Source organism: Paenibacillus sp. FSL R7-0216 (assembly GCF_037969915.1).
GTDB classification, from domain to species: domain Bacteria; phylum Bacillota; class Bacilli; order Paenibacillales; family Paenibacillaceae; genus Fontibacillus; species Fontibacillus rhizolycopersici.
This window is the reverse complement of the sequence record NZ_CP150222.1, coordinates 1,353,992-1,370,488: the sequence shown is the minus strand read 5'-3', so window position 1 is coordinate 1,370,488 and position 16,497 is coordinate 1,353,992. Positions and strand designations below refer to the sequence as shown.

The window sequence follows — 16,497 nt, the reverse complement described above, 5'->3', positions numbered from 1 at the left end:
GGGATGATTAAACTACTGATCGCCGATGACGAGGCTCTGGTCTGCATCGGCCTGCAGTCCATGCTTAAATGGGAGGAGTATCAGATTGAAGTTGTCGGCATCGCCCATAACGGGGCTCAAGCCGAGGAGATGATCGAGTCTTTGCGTCCCGACCTTGTCATCACCGACATTAAAATGCCGGTCAAAACCGGTTTACAGGTCGCCGAATCCGTTCGCCATAAATATGGCCGGATCCCGTTGTTTATCTTTCTAACGAGCTACGAAGAATTCGAATATGCGCGCAGCGCGATTCACTTGCAGGCGGCGGATTACCTGGTCAAGCTGGAGCTGACGCCGCAGACGCTGGCCGAATCCGTACGGAAGGCCGTGACCCTACTGGAAGATTACAAGACCGTGGAGAGCTACCCCAATATGCTCTATCGCAGCAATTTGCATGCCCTTCGCGACAAATTCTTTATCCGGCTGTTTAACCAGCTGTTCGAGAACAAAAACCAGTTTCTCCTGCAAAGAGATGATCTCGAGCTGGATTTATCGGCTCCCGCCTATCTAGTCTGCACCTGTCGGATTCAGGGGCCGGAAAGTGTCCCTCCGCGCGGGGATAAGCTGGTCGCCTTATGCTCCAGCACGGTGCAGATGGCCAAGGACACGCTCGCCTCGGCACGGCCTTGCTTCGTCACTAGCCTGGATCTGCGGAACTTCGCGATTGTACTGCCCGTTTCCGATAAAGACCCGCAGCACTGGATGCCGGAGGTCGAAGGCCAACTTCACGATATGGCCGCGGTACTCCATGCCTATTTCAACGTGAATATCATCGGCGCCGCCGGTTACGCCGTGGATGACCCTTATCTGCTGCACGAGAGCTACCTGGCTGCCCGCCGGGCGTTGCCGATGGCGCTCGAACGGCAATCCTTCGTCTTCTTTGCCCAGAGCAGCGCAGCCGAGCTTGCTCCTTCGGGTGAAGACGATGCGGCCTCCCGCTCGGAGATTCGCCGTGCTTTTGAGGAGCTCGATATCGGCGCCTTATACGCGATGATCACGAATCTCATCGATCGATATGAAGGCAGATCCGAGCTGCTGGTTCCAGCCACCGATGCGGCCTGCAACATCTTGTATATGGCAACCTCATTGCTGGCGGATGGTGAAAACGTGGTCGAGCAAATTTTCGAGAACGAGCCGGAGGGCTACCGCGCGATTTATAAGAAGCAAACGACCCAAGGCGTAATCGATTGGCTTGTCCAATTTCGGGACGGGTGCTGCGAAATTCTGTCTTCGCGTAAACAGAGCTACAAGGAGCAAATCGTTCGGAACGTTCAGGATTACGTCAAACGGAATCTGAGCAGCAAGCTGTCCCTTAACCAGGTTGCCGATGTGTTCAACTTTAGCCCAAACTACCTCAGCCATCTGTTCTCCAAGACCGCCAAAATCAATTTCGTGGAATATGTGACGGAAACCAAAATCGCGGCGGCCAAGGAAATGATGGTTCGCGGTGAAGGACGGATTTATGAGATCTCGCAAAAGCTGGGGTATGAAAGTGCCTTCTATTTCAGCAAAGTGTTCAAAAAAGTGGAGGGAATCTCGCCGCGGGAGTTCATGCAGCGCAAAGACAGCTCGATTCCTTCCGGCTGATCAACGCCGCAGGATGCCTTTTCGGTGAATTTTCACGCGAGGATCCACGATCGTGTAGAGCAAGTCCGCCAGGAAGTTGGTGACCACCACAAATGCGGAGATAATCAAGATGCTCATGAGCAACACGGGATAATTCCGGCTTTGCGCGGAGCTCACCGCCAAGCTTCCAAGACCGTTCCAGTTAAATACATTCTCTACCACGGCTGCGCCGGAAATTAGAACCGGCAGGTCCAACATGAGGATCGTGATCATGGGGATCAAGGCCATTCTCAATGCATGTCGATAGGTGACTCTTCGTTCCGATAGTCCTTTGGCGCGGGCCAAGTTTAGAAATTCGGAAGGCAGTACCTCGATCATGCTGGTACGGATCATTTTTAAGTAGTATGCAATGAGGCCGATCGTTATCGTGGTTACCGGGAGAACCATGTGGTAGAGGAGGTCGCCCAACTCCCCGGTTTTGTTCGGGGTATGCATGCTGCTTGGCGGGAACCAAAACAATTGGAAGGCAAAGATGTTCTGCAGCCAGTGCCCCAGCACAAATACAGGAATGGAGTACCCGATCAGGCTCAGGATGAGACCCAGCTTGTCGGAGAGTCCGTCCTGCCTTTTGCTGTTATAGATCCCCCATGGGATAGCGATCAGTAGGGCAATGATCAATGATGTGCTTAACAAGGTGAAACTGTTCCATACATATTTCCAAATGTAGTGATTAATCGGTGTGCGGTAATAATCCAGACCAAAGTTCCCATGCAGGAGATCGTTGATCCACCGGATATATTGCTGATAAATCGGGAGATCCAGTCCAAACAGATGCTTCTGCTCGTTTGCCATTTGGATCTGCTCTTCCGTCATCCCTATGCTTAATGACCAGAAGTTCCCCGGCATCAAACGCATGATACAAAAGCACACGCTCATCACGATAAACAATACAATTAACGAATGAATCCCACGACGGATCAGATAGGTCCACATCTTCGTCCTCCTCCTGATGGAATAAAATTTTTATTCATTCTATCACAGATCGAGAACACCGTAAGCTGGAAACTGAAAATTAAATTGTTAAATTTTCATAAAGTTTCATAGGATGTAAGGAAATAGAGAGCTGTCCTTCGGCTATTCAGGTTGGTAATCTTCTCTATTGGTGAGACGATCAAAGAAAAGGCCCCCTCCGTTTAGCAGTTCACTTATCCCTCCAGCGCTTATGATTTTTCGAAAAATATCCAAGCAAGTTCAATCTCGAACGCTAATTTAAAGATTTCTTTAGGTTTCGTTGATGACAAACTCTAAATGATAAAATGCAGGGAGGGATTTTCGACATCATTCATCATTCTATAGGGGGAAATGTTATGAAAGTGCGAGTGCTTTGTATATTGTTAACACTTCTGCTGAGCCTGCCCTTCCCTGCTGCCTATGCAGCAAGTAAGGGTGCCACATCAGACGTCCAAGGGCATTGGGCGGAGAAACAGCTTGAGAATTGGATCGGCAAAGGTCTGATACAGGGTTATGGGGATGGTTCATTCAAGCCGGACGGCACCATTACAAGAGCAGAATTCATGGCTCTAGTGAACCGCTCTTTTGGGCTTACTGACATGGCAGAAGTAACCGTTAAAGATGTGGATTCGACTAGATGGGAATATGAGCAGGTCGCGATCGCTAAGCATGCGGGGTATATTAGCGGCTATAGCGATGGCACGATGAGAACGGGCAATAAGGTTACACGCCAGGAAGCGGCTGTGATGCTCGCCAAGCTGCTGAAGCTGGACACGTCTGCGGGTGCCGATCTGAGCAAATTTGCGGACGCTGCTCGAATCCCCGCTTGGAGCAAGCCTAGTATTGGCGCAGTCGTTGCGAAAGGGATATATGGCGGTTATAACAACGGTACGATCGGATTCGATAAAGCCTTGACACGTGCGGAGACGATCGTTATGTTTGATCGCGCGCTGGGCGTCAAAGTCGCAGCAGCCTATGATCAGGCAGGCCTATACGGACCTGCAACCGGACATGAGACGATCATCGGCGACGTTCTTCTCAATGCTAGCGGTGTGTCGCTAAGGAACGTGACCATTAAAGGAGATTTGACCTTCGGCGAGGGAATTGGCGAAGGCGAAGCGATGATTCTGGACGTTAAAGTAGATGGAGACACTTTCATCCGCGGTGGGGGCACCCATTCGATCTATATCGTGGAATCGACGCTTGGTGAGATTGAAGTGAATAAGTCCTCTGGCGATGTGAGAGTGGCCATAGATGATCAGAGTCAGATAGATCATATTATTACGTACAGCAACACAACTATAGAATCAACAACGGCTACTCAAGCGAAGGCTGCAGTTGCACCACAAATCGCTAAGCAGCCGGGAGTCAAAGTATTAGCGGCCACTCAAAGGCCTATAGCGCCTACAGCGCCTCCTGTGGGCTCGAAATCTGCTGTTTGGAATGAGTATTTTGATCAAATACGTCAATACCAAGAAGATTTACTAGCATACACTTTGTATATGTCAAGTCTACCTGATGTAACGAGTGCAGGAAACAATACAACAACTTCAGTAATCGGTAATGTACTCAATGCGACTAATACGGGAAACAATACGCAACTGAATGTAACAGGGTCAGTCAATACCCTTGTGATTTCCGGGGGCAACTCACAATTGAATGTAGGTGGGGGAGTTGGCAGCCTTACGGATTCCGGAAGCAATTCGAGTATCGGGATAAAGGATTTCGCAGGGAGCGTTAACCTTCTTGGGAACTCAGCACAATTGAGTGTTGGAGGCAATTCCAGCAATATTATTGTTTCCGGGAACAATAACACGATCACAAGTGGCGGTTTGATCGGGAACCTCTCCGTCGGTGGAAATTCATCGGGCAATCAGTTGGGTTTCGTCGACACGAACGGCATTATGAAGCTCACTCCATTAGAAAGGGCATCCTTATTATCGGCAATTAGCCCCAGCAATCCGCCTGTAACGGTTACTCCTATTCCTAATGCTACTCCTACTCCCACGACGCCTGCTACGAATACGACTCTCTCCATCGTGCAGGCAAAGGCAGTAGGTGCAAAGAAGATTGAAGTGAAGTTCAATAAGAGCATCGACCCAGCATCGATTCGTCTATCCGTCTCAAAGAATGGCTCTCCTATAGCATTTCAAGCCGTCCCAGATCATGAGACGAAAGTCTATACCTTGACCCTCGCTGAGAAATTGACGGAGGGAACATACAGCGTGACCGCAAGCTACACCAATTCGTCAACAGTCATCGGTTCAAAGGAGCTAGCTGTAGAGAACGAGAAAATGATTTATATTACTTTTGCTAATTCTTCGGATACGGTTGCCAAAGGGACTCAGATCGGCGTTGAGGTGGTGGCTAAAAATCAGTACGGTGAGTCGATGCCAAATCTGTCCGGATTTGAAGTAAGCAGTACTGTTCCCGTTGAAATTGCAGCGGGGCGACCGATTGTTGTTGTGGATACTTCGTCCCAGTCCTTGCAAACGGGTATTTCCATTATTCCGATTACAGTAAGAACTACGGATAACCAACTCACAGCCACTAAAGATTTCAGACTCGGAACTGCTCCCCTTACCTCAAAAGCAGAGTTCAGAGGTTCACTCCGCGGCATAGACGGGCAAGAAGTGTCCCGAGCGGATTGGTCGCGTACTTATCATATGAACTTCGATCTCTATGATCAATACGGCCATATGCTGCTATATCCCTTGTCATCCGGAGTGGGTACTGTTCTTAACCCTTCTTCGGCCAGTATCTCCGTCGGAGCGTTGGGCAGGGCACCTGCCGGAGAGCCCGGTACTTTCTCGCTGCCGATCACGTTGAATCCGTCCGGACCGGAGGAAGGCAAAGATTATACCTTCACGATATTCGTAGGCTCGGTATCCGCCAGTCAGACCTTCCATGTGGTCGAATGGTCGACTTCGCCACTAGATTTAATCAATGAAGCATCGGAATCGGGCACATGGACAGGGATTACTGCGGATACGTTTACTGCTGCAGGTGTAACAGGGGTTACGTCGTCTAACCTAGCTGCTGTTATAGATGCAATTAAAGCAGAAGACAGTACTACTTGGACCGTTAGTGAGCTCCAGGATATGGTTGATGCTGTGAACAATGAGCCTAACAAGCTAGCAGCGCTAAACGCGATTAATGAAGCTGCAGCTACGAAGATCTGGGCAGACATTAGCGCTGATACCTTTACCACTGCAGGTGTAACTGGTGTTACGTCGTCTAACCTTGAAGCTGTTAAGGATGCGCTGGACGAAGACAATAATGCATCATGGACGGTTGCGGAGCTTCAAGCCATTGTCGATTCAATTCTATCCCTGGCTTTAATTAATTCTTCAATGGGCTCTGGCGATTGGACCGGCATCGCGGTAGAAACCTTTAATAAAGCTGGAATGAACCGCGTTACACAAGAGAACCTCATTAGTATCATGATCGCACTTGAGTACGGCTACACAGGGGCTAGGACTTCCACTGAGCTTCGAGGCGATATCAACGCAATTATAGATTCGATTCAAATTTCACTTGAAGATATCAATAAGGCATCGGATTCTGGAAATTGGGAGCTGGTTACCGACGACCAGCTCAGCATGATTGGCGTGTGGGGCGTCAATGGCGACAATTACATGGCCATCACTGACGAGCTTAAAAAGGATGTAGGACGCGTTTGGACCATTGTTGAGCTTCAAGTCGCGATCAATCACATTCTTGAAAACTTACAATAAGAAAAGGCGTAGGAAATCGAACTATCTGTACAGATTTGTGGGAGTGGATTTCCGAGGATCAGCTCAGCATGATGGGATTGGGAGAAGTTTTGCTTAGCAAGCGCCACAAATCATCGAGGATGACAAGCACTACACGAAGCCTGTTCATGTAACATAAATGCGGCGCAAGGGCTCACACCCCTGCGCCGCATTTTTCTGTCGTTTCTTTCGGTTGAGGCTCGTTAGTGGGTCTTACAGCTTATACGCTGGTATCATTACGTACTTCGCCAAAGAGTAGCGGCGAAACCACCAGAGACATTATTACAAAAAAGCCACTTTCGTTTGCGGTACCCATGCACCGTCAAGGAAAGTGGCTGATGTCAAATACTAGATTAACTCAGACTTCTGAAGAAGTCGTTGAATGATGAGCGCTACTTCTGCTCGTGTGATGAATGCCTGCGATGCAAGCTGTGAGCCGCCTTTACCTGTAATGATTTCAGCCTGCAACACAGCTGCAACACTGTCCCTCGCCCACAACGACACTTGTTTCGCATCGTCAAAGGATTGCAGCAGCTTGTTCGAATCCCGAGCAGAAAGTTGATCGCTAAGTCCTGTCACTTCCATCGCTCTTGCGACCACGGCCATCGCTTGCTCACGTGTGATTTGCTGGTGTGGACGGAAGGTTCCGTCCACGTAACCACTGATCAGTTCGTAATCAAGAGCCGTTAACACTGCACCACTATACCAATCCGATGAACGTACATCAGAGAAAGGCGTTACCCCTCTATTCTCTTTGAGCCCCATTGCTCGTACAACAATCGCCGCAAACTCTGCACGAGAGATCGCTTGATTCGGATTGTACAGATCAGCACCGATTCCACTAACCACCAAACGTGATCCCATTTCATTCACAGCTTTCTCTGACCAATGACCAGCTACATCCTTGAACGCCACTGGATTCGAGATGAGAGCGTATATGCTGTTTGTCAAACTATGAATCGTTGCATAATACTTGCCGTTTATTCGTTCGATTATGGTAGGGACATGTCGAACCGTTCCATCCGGATCAATCACAACCCCTGTTGTGATCTTATCCGGGTCAACACCATCTGGAATGGCTAACGTTCTCTTTACATAAGCGCTAAACTTGGAAACATCAACGGTCGCATTATCGTAACTGCCCCTGACTGAGAAGTTCAACGGAGGCAGTACGAGTGTGTACTCTCCCTGATTTACCGCATTCTCCACGATCTTCAATTGTTCCTCTGTAGGTTCGGATATTTCAATTTCAATTCGAATATCCTGAAGTTCCACGTCTCGTCCGATCTGCTCAGAGATGGCATCAATATGAATTTGCAGTGCAGGAAGTGTGTAAGACGCCTTCTCTGTACGAATCTCAATTGTCCCCTGCTTGACTTCCATATCCTTAATCATCTGTCCATTCAGTACACCAATCGCCACAGCAGAGGGATCGCTAAACGGAACGGTAATGACAGGACGATTACCTTCCGCCTGAAGGCGATCTCCTAGCTTCTTCGGGTTAAGTGCTACCGTCATGATCTTACGACCATTCTGCACAGTGGTAGATGCAATTCCAGCGTTCTCTGGCTTGCCGTTAACAAGTACTACCACTTCCGTTGTTGAACGAGTAGGCATACTCGGCACTTGTGGTACCACCACGTTGTCACCGCTTGGGGGCGATTGCGGAGATGACCCAGGCAACGTAACCGCTCCACTCGTAATTTCCGGCAATGTGTCAGTCTGGAATGCCAACCGAGCACCTGTTACCTGTGACGCATTCGTTGCTCCCAGATCACTGAATGTCGCTACACCTGCACTTGCGGTTACGGTAGTCGTACCCGTCAGCGTCCAATCGCCCGTATCTTTCTTTACCACGGTTACTGGGGTGTTGTTATCCCCAGTTCTGATGTTCCCGTATGCATCGACAAGCGCCACCTTCGGCTGCTGTGAGAACTGCCCGCCATTAGACGCAGGCGCTGTAATATCCTGCGTAAGTTTCATCGCCGACACGCTGCCCACGCTTGGCGTAACCGTAAGCGTGTTCGTCTCAGGGGTCACTACCCCAGTAATGCTGAATCCAATGTTCTGCTCGTCAGCCATGTGTAGAACCAAGACTGGCGTAGCCACGCCATTAGTGAAGCTTACGCTGATCGTCTGTGATGCACTACTTAACTTCGTTCCATTAAAGCTGCCATATGATCCGTTAGGTGCTAGCTCTACGCCAGAGATTGTTACGTTACGCGCCCCGTTGAAATTCGTGTCCATATTCCCGAGCGCATCGTACACGTTTAGCGTCACGGTATTGTCTGCACCTGCAACAGGTGCCAGCGTTGCTGCCGAAGCAGTTACATTTAGCGGTAGTTTAATGATCCCTGCATCAACCGCTTGGTTCACTTCCCCAGTCGCCAGTGAAAACACCGATGTCTTCCCGGTTGCTGGATCGGCATCGGAATCAATTTCCCGATCAGCACCTGCCGTTTTCACCGCAAATCCGTATCCAGCCGGCAATTCAAAGTGAACTTGATAATGACCTGGGTCGAGATTCGGGAATAAGTAAGCACCCGCCTGTCCAGAGAAATCATTCGCTGTAATTGTTTCTGCCAGCTTGATTTCATGTTCATCGTACAGCTCGACTGTAACGCCATTCAGCCCTGTCTCTCCTGCATCCCGCAACCCGTTCTCATTCACATCGTTCCAGACGAGATCCCCGATCGATGCTTTCGACGAGCTCATAGTTTTCATTCCGACCTTATTAGGCTCTGCCGGTAAAAGGGACTGCCCTGATACATTTTTCATGTGATAAGCAAATGAATTCCAAGCGATCTCGCCGCTGGTTGGCGCCCCGACTGGCGCTCTCATCGCCCATTCCAAAGTCGTCCTATTCAGGGGATCGATCACATAATCGGGATCAAATTTCATCTTGATGGCCGTTACCGATGTCGGATCAGCAGGAAGACTCGCTGTCCAGATGCCATTATCCGCTCCTGTAGTCGTATCCATCATGATGCCAGACGTTGTCGAGTAGTACACCGTTACAAAATCTGGTGCAGTGACCGCTCCCATAAGCACGGGACCCCACGTGCTTCCACGCGGGATACTACCATTAAGAACAGCAGCATCGCCAATGCGCGGGAACGGATTGACGATGGTGAGCTCCTTCATTGCGACATTGCCGATATTTTCGATTTCCAAACGGTACAACGCTTGTCCGCCGGGAGTCGTTGTTCCCGACGTTTCCGTCCAGCTTGCATCGAGCTCTCCCTTTACCCACATCCGAGATTGAAGAGCGGTGCTTGGGGTCACGGTCATGCTGCTCGTTTCTTCAACACGGTAAATCCCATCCGCAGGTGTATTAGCAGGTATTTTGCGATTACTATACTTAACGTCATTCAAGTAATCTCGTGAAGCTACACCAAACGTATTCTTTACGATCTGGGCTGCTGTTCCCGACTTTATCTTCGCATTAAACTGGATATTTACAGTTTCGCCGATGAGCAGTCCTCCCGGGTTACTATCATCCCAGCTCCAGGTCAATTTCGTTTCACCCGAAGGTTGAGGCTCTGCTGTGAACGTTGGATCAAGTGAAAGACCTGCTGGTTTAACAAACCTCCACGAATCTGGCGCGTATTCCAACTCGGCTGGCAACATATTATAGATGACAGGGTTATCCAACCTCTTAGAGCTTCGCTGAGCGTCATTCTTAACCGATAGGGTATAAGTGACCGTATCGCCAGGAACTGCGCTTGTTTGACTAACCGCATTCTGCAGCTCAAGCAGCGGACGAGGGTTTACGAGGCTGGTCGAGCTAGTATTATATGATGTCTTTTCATCTCCGTTAAAGACATAATAAAATACAGGCTTCCATTCAATGGTCTCGCTTGAATTTGCGGGCACAGGAAAATCTGAATCAACCAAATACGTAAACACAAAATTGCTCTTTTGGCTCCATTCAACTGGTAAATTCCCGAATCTAACCTGTATGCCTTTGATATTTCCAAGTGCTGTCGCGTCATAAGTATTGGAAGTGCTTGCATCTCGCTTCTCCCAGAGATACCAATCACCCGCTGCAGGGTTTTCATCTAACGTATAATACAAGTCATAATCCGATATACCTGAGAAAAGGGCTGATGTGAACGACTGCAGTTCCAGTCTAGTTGGTGTCCCCTGCAACGTTTGAGTAGGCATCATGAACTCCAATACTCCATAATCCAGCGGGAGATTTGCTTTGTTGGATAAGCCAGAGAGATTCAGCGTTATGGTTTGGCCAGGTGATCTTTCTAGATCGTTGGTAGTGAGATGAAACGAAGTTTTTCCATCAACTGGCGATGTTTCGAAACCATGCGTGTAATTGGCACTTATTGTCACTGGAGTTTTACCAAGAGGCGTAGCAGTCATATCTGCATCTAAAGATACTACTGTCGCGTCCAGGGATCCAGGATAATTGACGACAAGCTTGAGCTTCTTTTCATCCCGAAGGCCGTCGATTAAATTCCAGAATACGGTATTACCTGCACCGAGAGTTCCGCCATTGTCAGCACTAATGAAGACTGCACCGTTATCTAAACTTGCTGTAACGACGATATCTCTTATGTCTAGCAATCCGTTCCCGTTTCCAATATCGGGTTTCACGACTATTTCATAATGCACATTGGAACCTTTATAAGGATCGGGAATTGGAAAAGTTCTTTCGATGCTAATACTCCAAGGTGCGGATCCTTGGGAGGTCACCGTCGCTACATTAGATTCCATTGAAACTGGAGTGCCGTTTTCAGTTGCCGTAAATACGGCTTGCGCGGTCACCGCTGTGCTATCGGGCGTAACGTAATTCTCAAACTTCCCTTTTACAACAAGTTGGCCAGTTGTACCTGCAGGCAGAACTCCGTTTCTAAATTGAAACGTGACCTCCTTTCTTCCCGGAAAATAAGTTGAGTCGGTAACTGTACTCGTCGTATTCGAACTGTCTGTTTTCCCCGTGTACGTTACCCCTTCCGGGACAATAAATGAAATTCTAGGATCCGTATAGTTGCCTATCGTTGATGAGGCAGAATAGTTAATGAGATAGCTGAATTCTTCACCCGAAGCAACTTCGGACTCGTTCGTAGATAAAGTCATCACAATCCCCTCTATGGGTGATGCGAACGATCTTGTACCGGGAGCGAAGGTTTGTGCGCATACAATCAAAGCCAACAATACTACCACGATCTTCTTCAAAACGGTTCCCCCTTCTTAACCTACACCTTCAGAAACATACAGGATTCTATAAAATATCCTCTACTATATCATGGTAGATCGACCCATCTGTTCAATGTAAAGAAAACTTTAAGTTCGTATTTGCAATCCATTTTTGTAGTAAAAATACTCTCAGCTAAGACATTGAAAAAAGAGGCTTCTCACAAAGTTCGAATCGAACTCGTGAAAAGCCTATTATTAATTCGATATAAGGTTTTGCTGTCTACGTAGAGGAACTTCCATATTCAACAAAAATAGCGGCGCAAGGGCTCACACCCCTACGCCGCAATTAGTAGAGGCCCCCTCTCGGGGTCCTCTAAACCTAATATAAATTTGCTGATGTACTTCTTACATCATGCCGCCCATGCTTTTGGGCGGTTTTTTGATTCCCCAAGGTATTGAGAAGTCCGGTAAATCAAGGATTTCAGTCTTTTACTTCCGCTAAAAAACACCGTGTAAAAATGCCTACGTGGGGAAATGTGTGGGGAATGTGGGGAAGCAAATATGCGCATCAAGCAAGCATAAAACAACATACTCTGATCTTTAGTCCTTCCCCTCCATCCACTCAAAAAACGAATGTTTTGGAATCTTTATTAGTCTCCCTACCCTGACCCACGGAAATGGTTTTGGATCGGCATTAAGTAGCTCGTATGTGTTCTTTTGACTAATCCCGAGAACCATTTCGATATCTTTGGGGGAAAGCATATTGGGAAGCTGTAACCACTCCTCAGGAAAGGCCTTATAATTTTGATTAGCCCTTAGTTCATACAGATAATATAGAACTGAGTTTATTTCTTCGTTCATATACGCTTGCAAGTCCTTGATACGTAGTTCCAATTGTTCAAATTGATATTCCTTCATCCGCTACAGCTCCTAAATAACAGTTTGCTTCGAATATTCAGCAATTTAACTAAAAACATCCCACATAAGTTCCTCACATTTCATCGTTGATGAAATGTTATCCTGTTTAGCAGATCGTGGGCTGACGCCGATTGCAAGACCCTAATCGGTCTTTGCCCAATCGAATATTTATTAACCCCTACCACCCACACATAAGGGAACATTTTTTTCCCCGCAGGCTGCCATGGTTCCCGCTCCCACTCCCCGCCGACATAATATTCCTCATATCGGTTAAGCTTTTCAGTCATGACCTTTTCTGTGTACTGCGTCCGCTGGATCTCGATGAACCATGGAGCACCCTTCCAGATCGCAAATATATCCGGCTCAGGAAACCCTTTCCCGCCGAGCTTCGGCTCCACCTGGAATACTCTTGGCGCCTCGAACCTGCGGAGCTGCTTGTAGAAGTCGGCTATGGCCAGGAAATGGTTGATCTTTTGCGAATCGGGCTTGATCGACCTATCCGCGGGGAAATAGATGTACTTCCGGCGCTCCGCCGAACACTTCACCAGGCCATCCCGCCGCAGCCGCTTGAGGACGATGTTGGTCTGCGTGATCGGATGCTTGACGTGGCTAAAGTGCAACTCGGCAATATCATCCCGCGAAAGGCACCGGAAACGCTCCAGGTCGGCCACGATGGCTTTGTCGCGAGCGTTCATGTGCCGTCATCTCCCGCAGCGGGAGCAACGTGAGCCACTATGCTCCGTCGTAGTCCTGCACAATCCGCAGTAAGCCATATACCATCTGATCAGTCTCCGCATCATAATACCCCCAATTCGATATAGTCGTCGTTCTCTGGCATTGCCGGGGCCTCCTCTGTTGCCTTTGTGATAGATGGGGAATGCTCCCTCTTGTAACCTTCCAGCAGCTCCCGCGCCGCATCCAGCTCCAGCATCGGCCCTTGCACATACCTGCAGCCATCAAGTTTTAACACCATACGTCCCTTTTCGCTCTGCTTGATCCCCGCAGCCTCGCCGCTACCGATCGTGATCCGGCTGTTGATCTCGTCGGCATGCCGAAAGGCCATGCGCACCGTCAGGTTGTTTTTGAGCTTACCATCCAGGACGTCCGCATCAGGCCGCTGCATGGACAGGATGAGGTAAAAGCCCAACGCCCTTCCAATCGTGCTGATCTCCTCGATGCCATCCATGATGTCCCTATCCTTTTTAAGGAGCGCCACCTCATCCACCGCGAGTACAATATAGGGCGGTCGATCCCATGCTGGCAAGTCATCAACGTGGGCTACACCATACCGGTCCAACTGGTCGCCTCGCCGCCTCATCTCCCGACGGAGCTGGAGGACGATACGATGCAGACCGGACGCATCCATCACGACGTCACGGGCGATTCCACGAAACAGGTGAAACTCCGAACGCTTCATGTCGGCGCAATACAGTTCGATCTCTGGCACCGCCCGGATCAGGGTGGTAAGGATGGAGCGTAGCGCCACAGACTTCCCGCTGCCGGTCTCCCCGGCCACCAGTAAATGCGGGTGATCAACCATATCATAGGCCACGTCACCAGAGCGCGTACGGCCCACGTATACGGGCAGACGCATGCCCCGCGTGTGTTCGTCCACTTGCACCGGATCATACGCAAACGGGGCGACAGCTGAGCTGTACACACGCAAAACAAACGTCCGGGCATCCTCGCCGGGTTGCAGCTCCGCACCGGGGCCGAAAAACTGCCGAAATAACCAATCGTTTTTATCTATGGCTGCCGGGTCCATCCCTGCGGGTAGCACAAACGCCGCCTCTGTACGGTCGAGGTACATCGTCACACGCTTGATCAGCGGGTAATTACGCAGCTCCCGCCCCTTATACCCCGCGAACTTGTAGTAAAGCCCACCAGTCCGGAAGAGCGTCATGAGCTGCCGGCGGATGACCTGGTCCGGCATGCCCCGCCACAGCCCCCACGCGGCCAGTCCGCAGCCGCCCGCCCCGGCTATTTTTAACAGCTGAGCGGCTCCCGCTATCGTCACTTCGCTCATCAACATTTGCTCCGCTCCTAACACTTTGGATTTTTGGCTTACCAACACGCTCTTTAGCCTGTATTACAAATGCAGCACTACATATGCAGTTACATAAGCAATTACATATGCACATGAAGGTCAAATAGCCGACCGGCCAGGTGCATCGCATCCCAAAAATGATACAGTCCGATGCAAATATAGACGATCGTGCTCACGATCCGGACGTAAATGACCCTCCCGCCGTGGCCACTGCGCTCGATCTTGCGCTCGATAGCATGCGACACCAACCCCGCCGCTAAGAACTGAACCACCGGCACCATACTTGCGCCAAAGATCATCATATAAACCCCTCCAGTTCGAAATTATCGCGCGAAACTTCATTGACCACTGCCGCCACCCCGCGAGCCCCGCCGTCAATATCCCGCTGGACAAGGCGCTTGATATACCCCGATTGGTTTGGCCGCTGCCGTACGTGCTCATATTGCTGCAGCTGGTCCGGATCGAGCACGTTAAATGCTACCTGGACGATCTTGATCTGCTTACCCATACAACCGCCTCGCGATCTGATAAAATGAGCGGACGTTTGCGGTGACTGGGTCCTGCATCGGCCGTGCCGCTGGGAAGTACCTCCGGATGTGCTCGGTCAGCACCTCAGCCCCACCGCCGCAGATGTATACGTTGTCCCCCGCTTTCCACCCGCTGGCCATGGCGCGGAGTGCAATCTGCCGCCCGAAGTCCGCTGGCTGGCTGGATCGCAGCGTCTCCAGCCCGCTGCCGAGGGTAAAACTTCCCCGATCATTAAACCGTCGATCGATCACTGTCCCGAAATTGACCGTACCGCTGCCGATATCGATTACCCGAATTATGCCTCCCCCGGTCACCAACAGGCCCGCCGTGACCCCCTCCGCGGCCACCTCGCAGCGGCGTATGACAATCACCTTACGCCGACCGTTGACTGTCAGCTCGTGCCGTCCGCGCAGCATCTCCTTGATTGCGTCCTTCTCAGCCACCGTGTGCATGCTGATCGGCTGTCCAACGACGATATTGTGGTCCACGTCATCGCCAAATTGATGGAGTGCGAGCAGGATCCGCAGCCGCGCATCCGGATGTGCTTTCGTCTCCCCTTTCTGGCTGGCCGCGCGCTCGCTCTCATGCAGCGCGAGCGTCCCAGCAAAACCTCGCTGTCCGTCATACTCAAACTCGTAGTCGTAATCCCCGTGTACCTGCCGGATATTCCGTTCCCTGTACTCTCCGATCAAGGAGGGGAAGGAGCGGAGCTGTCGGCCGTCAAAAAACTTGGTTTGGTGATTCCCGGCATCGATCGCCGCGAACATGTGCATCACCTCTCTGGTTGCATAACTCGTTACGTAACTGGGCTGGCGCCGAAGCCCTTGGTTCCGTATCTGGTTCTATATCTACTGCCCGGGGCTTGAACAAAATTCACAAAAGTTTGTGAAAGGTTCGTATAAATTTGCGAAGCTTGGACAAAATGAACATCGAGGGAGGAGATCAAATATGTGGGGATTAGGAAAAAAAAGAAGTCTTTTAGGGAAGTGGCTTGATAAATCTGGTTATAATCAAGAGGATTTGGTTAAGATCTCAAAGGTTAGCCGAAACACAATCAGTAAAGCATGCTCAGATCCAGATTACATCCCTTCGCCGCAAGTAGCTAAAAAAATATTAAAAGCCCTTCGGGAGGTCGATCCCTCCGTCCGGGCTGATCAGTTTTGGGAATTGTAACCATCACGTCTAAAAAGCGCGTGTGGGTAGGATTTTAACTTTTACCTTGCTTACTCACGACTCTCTCGTGCAGTTCTTTGCGAAATAAGTATCTCTTCGGATACGTACTTATCTAATACCTCGTCTAAATTTTTCGCTATAACGCCGTTTCTGTGAAAAACACCCTCAATGGTGTTCTTCAGTAATGATCGAAAAATAGCCCTCGTTTGCTCAGGAGTGCCAGCATAAACAACTTCAATTTCAACCTTGTTTTTCTTTTTGACCACTTGATTTACACCCACTTGAAATAATATAGATTAGAGGAGA

Annotated in this window: 12 protein-coding genes; 3 read left to right on the top strand and 9 right to left on the bottom strand. The window is 49.6% G+C overall.

The window, feature by feature from the left end; all coding sequences use genetic code 11:
• Positions 1-3 precede the first annotated feature (3 nt).
• Positions 4-1,626, top strand: coding sequence for a response regulator (locus MKZ15_RS05820; protein ID WP_339820569.1), 1,623 nt, complete (start codon positions 4-6; stop codon positions 1,624-1,626).
• Here the strand turns inward: MKZ15_RS05820 and MKZ15_RS05815 are convergent, their stop codons facing one another.
• The gene (locus tag MKZ15_RS05815) at positions 1,627-2,598 is read right to left on the bottom strand and encodes an ABC transporter permease (RefSeq protein ID WP_155606447.1); all 972 of its coding nucleotides are present in this window, start codon (positions 2,596-2,598) and stop codon (positions 1,627-1,629) included. It lies immediately after the preceding gene.
• 374 nt (positions 2,599-2,972) lie between these two features.
• Here MKZ15_RS05815 and MKZ15_RS05810 point away from each other — a divergent pair, with 374 nt between their 5' ends.
• Positions 2,973-6,353 (top strand): S-layer homology domain-containing protein, encoded by a 3,381-nt coding sequence (locus MKZ15_RS05810; protein WP_213623471.1) that lies wholly within the window; start codon positions 2,973-2,975, stop codon positions 6,351-6,353.
• Positions 6,354-6,719: 366 nt separating this feature from the next.
• Here MKZ15_RS05810 and MKZ15_RS05805 read toward each other — a convergent pair whose 3' ends face one another.
• The 7 genes from MKZ15_RS05805 to MKZ15_RS05775 all read right to left on the bottom strand — a co-directional run bounded on the left by MKZ15_RS05805 (position 6,720) and on the right by MKZ15_RS05775 (position 15,785).
• Positions 6,720-11,564: an S-layer homology domain-containing protein gene (locus MKZ15_RS05805; RefSeq protein ID WP_339820566.1), complete on the bottom strand. Its 4,845-nt coding sequence runs from the start codon at positions 11,562-11,564 to the stop codon at positions 6,720-6,722.
• 561 nt (positions 11,565-12,125) lie between these two features.
• A complete protein-coding gene (locus MKZ15_RS05800) occupies positions 12,126-12,443 on the bottom strand; it encodes a hypothetical protein (protein WP_339820563.1) in 318 nt (105 codons plus the stop codon).
• Positions 12,444-12,523: 80 nt separating this feature from the next.
• Positions 12,524-13,138 carry a replication-relaxation family protein gene (locus MKZ15_RS05795; RefSeq protein WP_339820560.1) on the bottom strand — a complete coding sequence of 205 codons (615 nt, stop codon included), beginning with the start codon at positions 13,136-13,138 and terminating at the stop codon, positions 12,524-12,526.
• A gap of 101 nt (positions 13,139-13,239) precedes the next feature.
• Complete coding sequence (locus tag MKZ15_RS05790) at positions 13,240-14,475, bottom strand: FtsK/SpoIIIE domain-containing protein (RefSeq protein ID WP_339820557.1); 1,236 nt, start codon at positions 14,473-14,475, stop codon at positions 13,240-13,242.
• 95 nt (positions 14,476-14,570) lie between these two features.
• On the bottom strand, positions 14,571-14,792 hold the full coding sequence (locus MKZ15_RS05785; RefSeq protein WP_339820554.1) for a hypothetical protein: 222 nt from the start codon (positions 14,790-14,792) through the stop codon (positions 14,571-14,573).
• Entirely contained in the window at positions 14,789-14,998 is a 210-nt protein-coding gene (locus MKZ15_RS05780) for a hypothetical protein (protein ID WP_339820553.1), read from the bottom strand. The genes MKZ15_RS05785 and MKZ15_RS05780 overlap by 4 nt, the downstream gene beginning before the upstream one ends.
• The gene (locus MKZ15_RS05775; RefSeq protein ID WP_339820552.1) at positions 14,991-15,785 is read right to left on the bottom strand and encodes a ParM/StbA family protein; all 795 of its coding nucleotides are present in this window, start codon (positions 15,783-15,785) and stop codon (positions 14,991-14,993) included. The genes MKZ15_RS05780 and MKZ15_RS05775 overlap by 8 nt, the downstream gene beginning before the upstream one ends.
• 181 nt (positions 15,786-15,966) lie before the next feature.
• Here MKZ15_RS05775 and MKZ15_RS05770 point away from each other — a divergent pair, with 181 nt between their 5' ends.
• On the top strand, positions 15,967-16,191 hold the full coding sequence (locus tag MKZ15_RS05770) for a helix-turn-helix transcriptional regulator (protein ID WP_339820550.1): 225 nt from the start codon (positions 15,967-15,969) through the stop codon (positions 16,189-16,191).
• Between the two features lie 50 nt (positions 16,192-16,241).
• Here the strand turns inward: MKZ15_RS05770 and MKZ15_RS05765 are convergent, their stop codons facing one another.
• A complete protein-coding gene (locus MKZ15_RS05765; protein WP_339820548.1) occupies positions 16,242-16,457 on the bottom strand; it encodes a hypothetical protein in 216 nt (71 codons plus the stop codon).
• Positions 16,458-16,497: the final 40 nt, after the last annotated feature.

Bases quoted from the DNA above. Each gene is read 5' to 3' on its own strand.
- MKZ15_RS05810 (WP_213623471.1), top strand. From the start codon at position 2,973: ATGAAAGTGCGAGTGCTTTGTATATTGTTAACACTTCTGCTGAGCCTG.
- MKZ15_RS05790 (WP_339820557.1), bottom strand. From the start codon at position 14,475: ATGTTGATGAGCGAAGTGACGATAGCGGGAGCCGCTCAGCTGTTAAAA.
- MKZ15_RS05795 (WP_339820560.1), bottom strand. From the start codon at position 13,138: ATGAACGCTCGCGACAAAGCCATCGTGGCCGACCTGGAGCGTTTCCGG.
- MKZ15_RS05775 (WP_339820552.1), bottom strand. From the start codon at position 15,785: ATGTTCGCGGCGATCGATGCCGGGAATCACCAAACCAAGTTTTTTGAC.
- MKZ15_RS05815 (WP_155606447.1), bottom strand. From the start codon at position 2,598: ATGTGGACCTATCTGATCCGTCGTGGGATTCATTCGTTAATTGTATTG.
- MKZ15_RS05800 (WP_339820563.1), bottom strand. From the start codon at position 12,443: ATGAAGGAATATCAATTTGAACAATTGGAACTACGTATCAAGGACTTG.
- MKZ15_RS05820 (WP_339820569.1), top strand. From the start codon at position 4: ATGATTAAACTACTGATCGCCGATGACGAGGCTCTGGTCTGCATCGGC.
- MKZ15_RS05770 (WP_339820550.1), top strand. From the start codon at position 15,967: ATGTGGGGATTAGGAAAAAAAAGAAGTCTTTTAGGGAAGTGGCTTGAT.
- MKZ15_RS05780 (WP_339820553.1), bottom strand. From the start codon at position 14,998: ATGGGTAAGCAGATCAAGATCGTCCAGGTAGCATTTAACGTGCTCGAT.
- MKZ15_RS05785 (WP_339820554.1), bottom strand. From the start codon at position 14,792: ATGATGATCTTTGGCGCAAGTATGGTGCCGGTGGTTCAGTTCTTAGCG.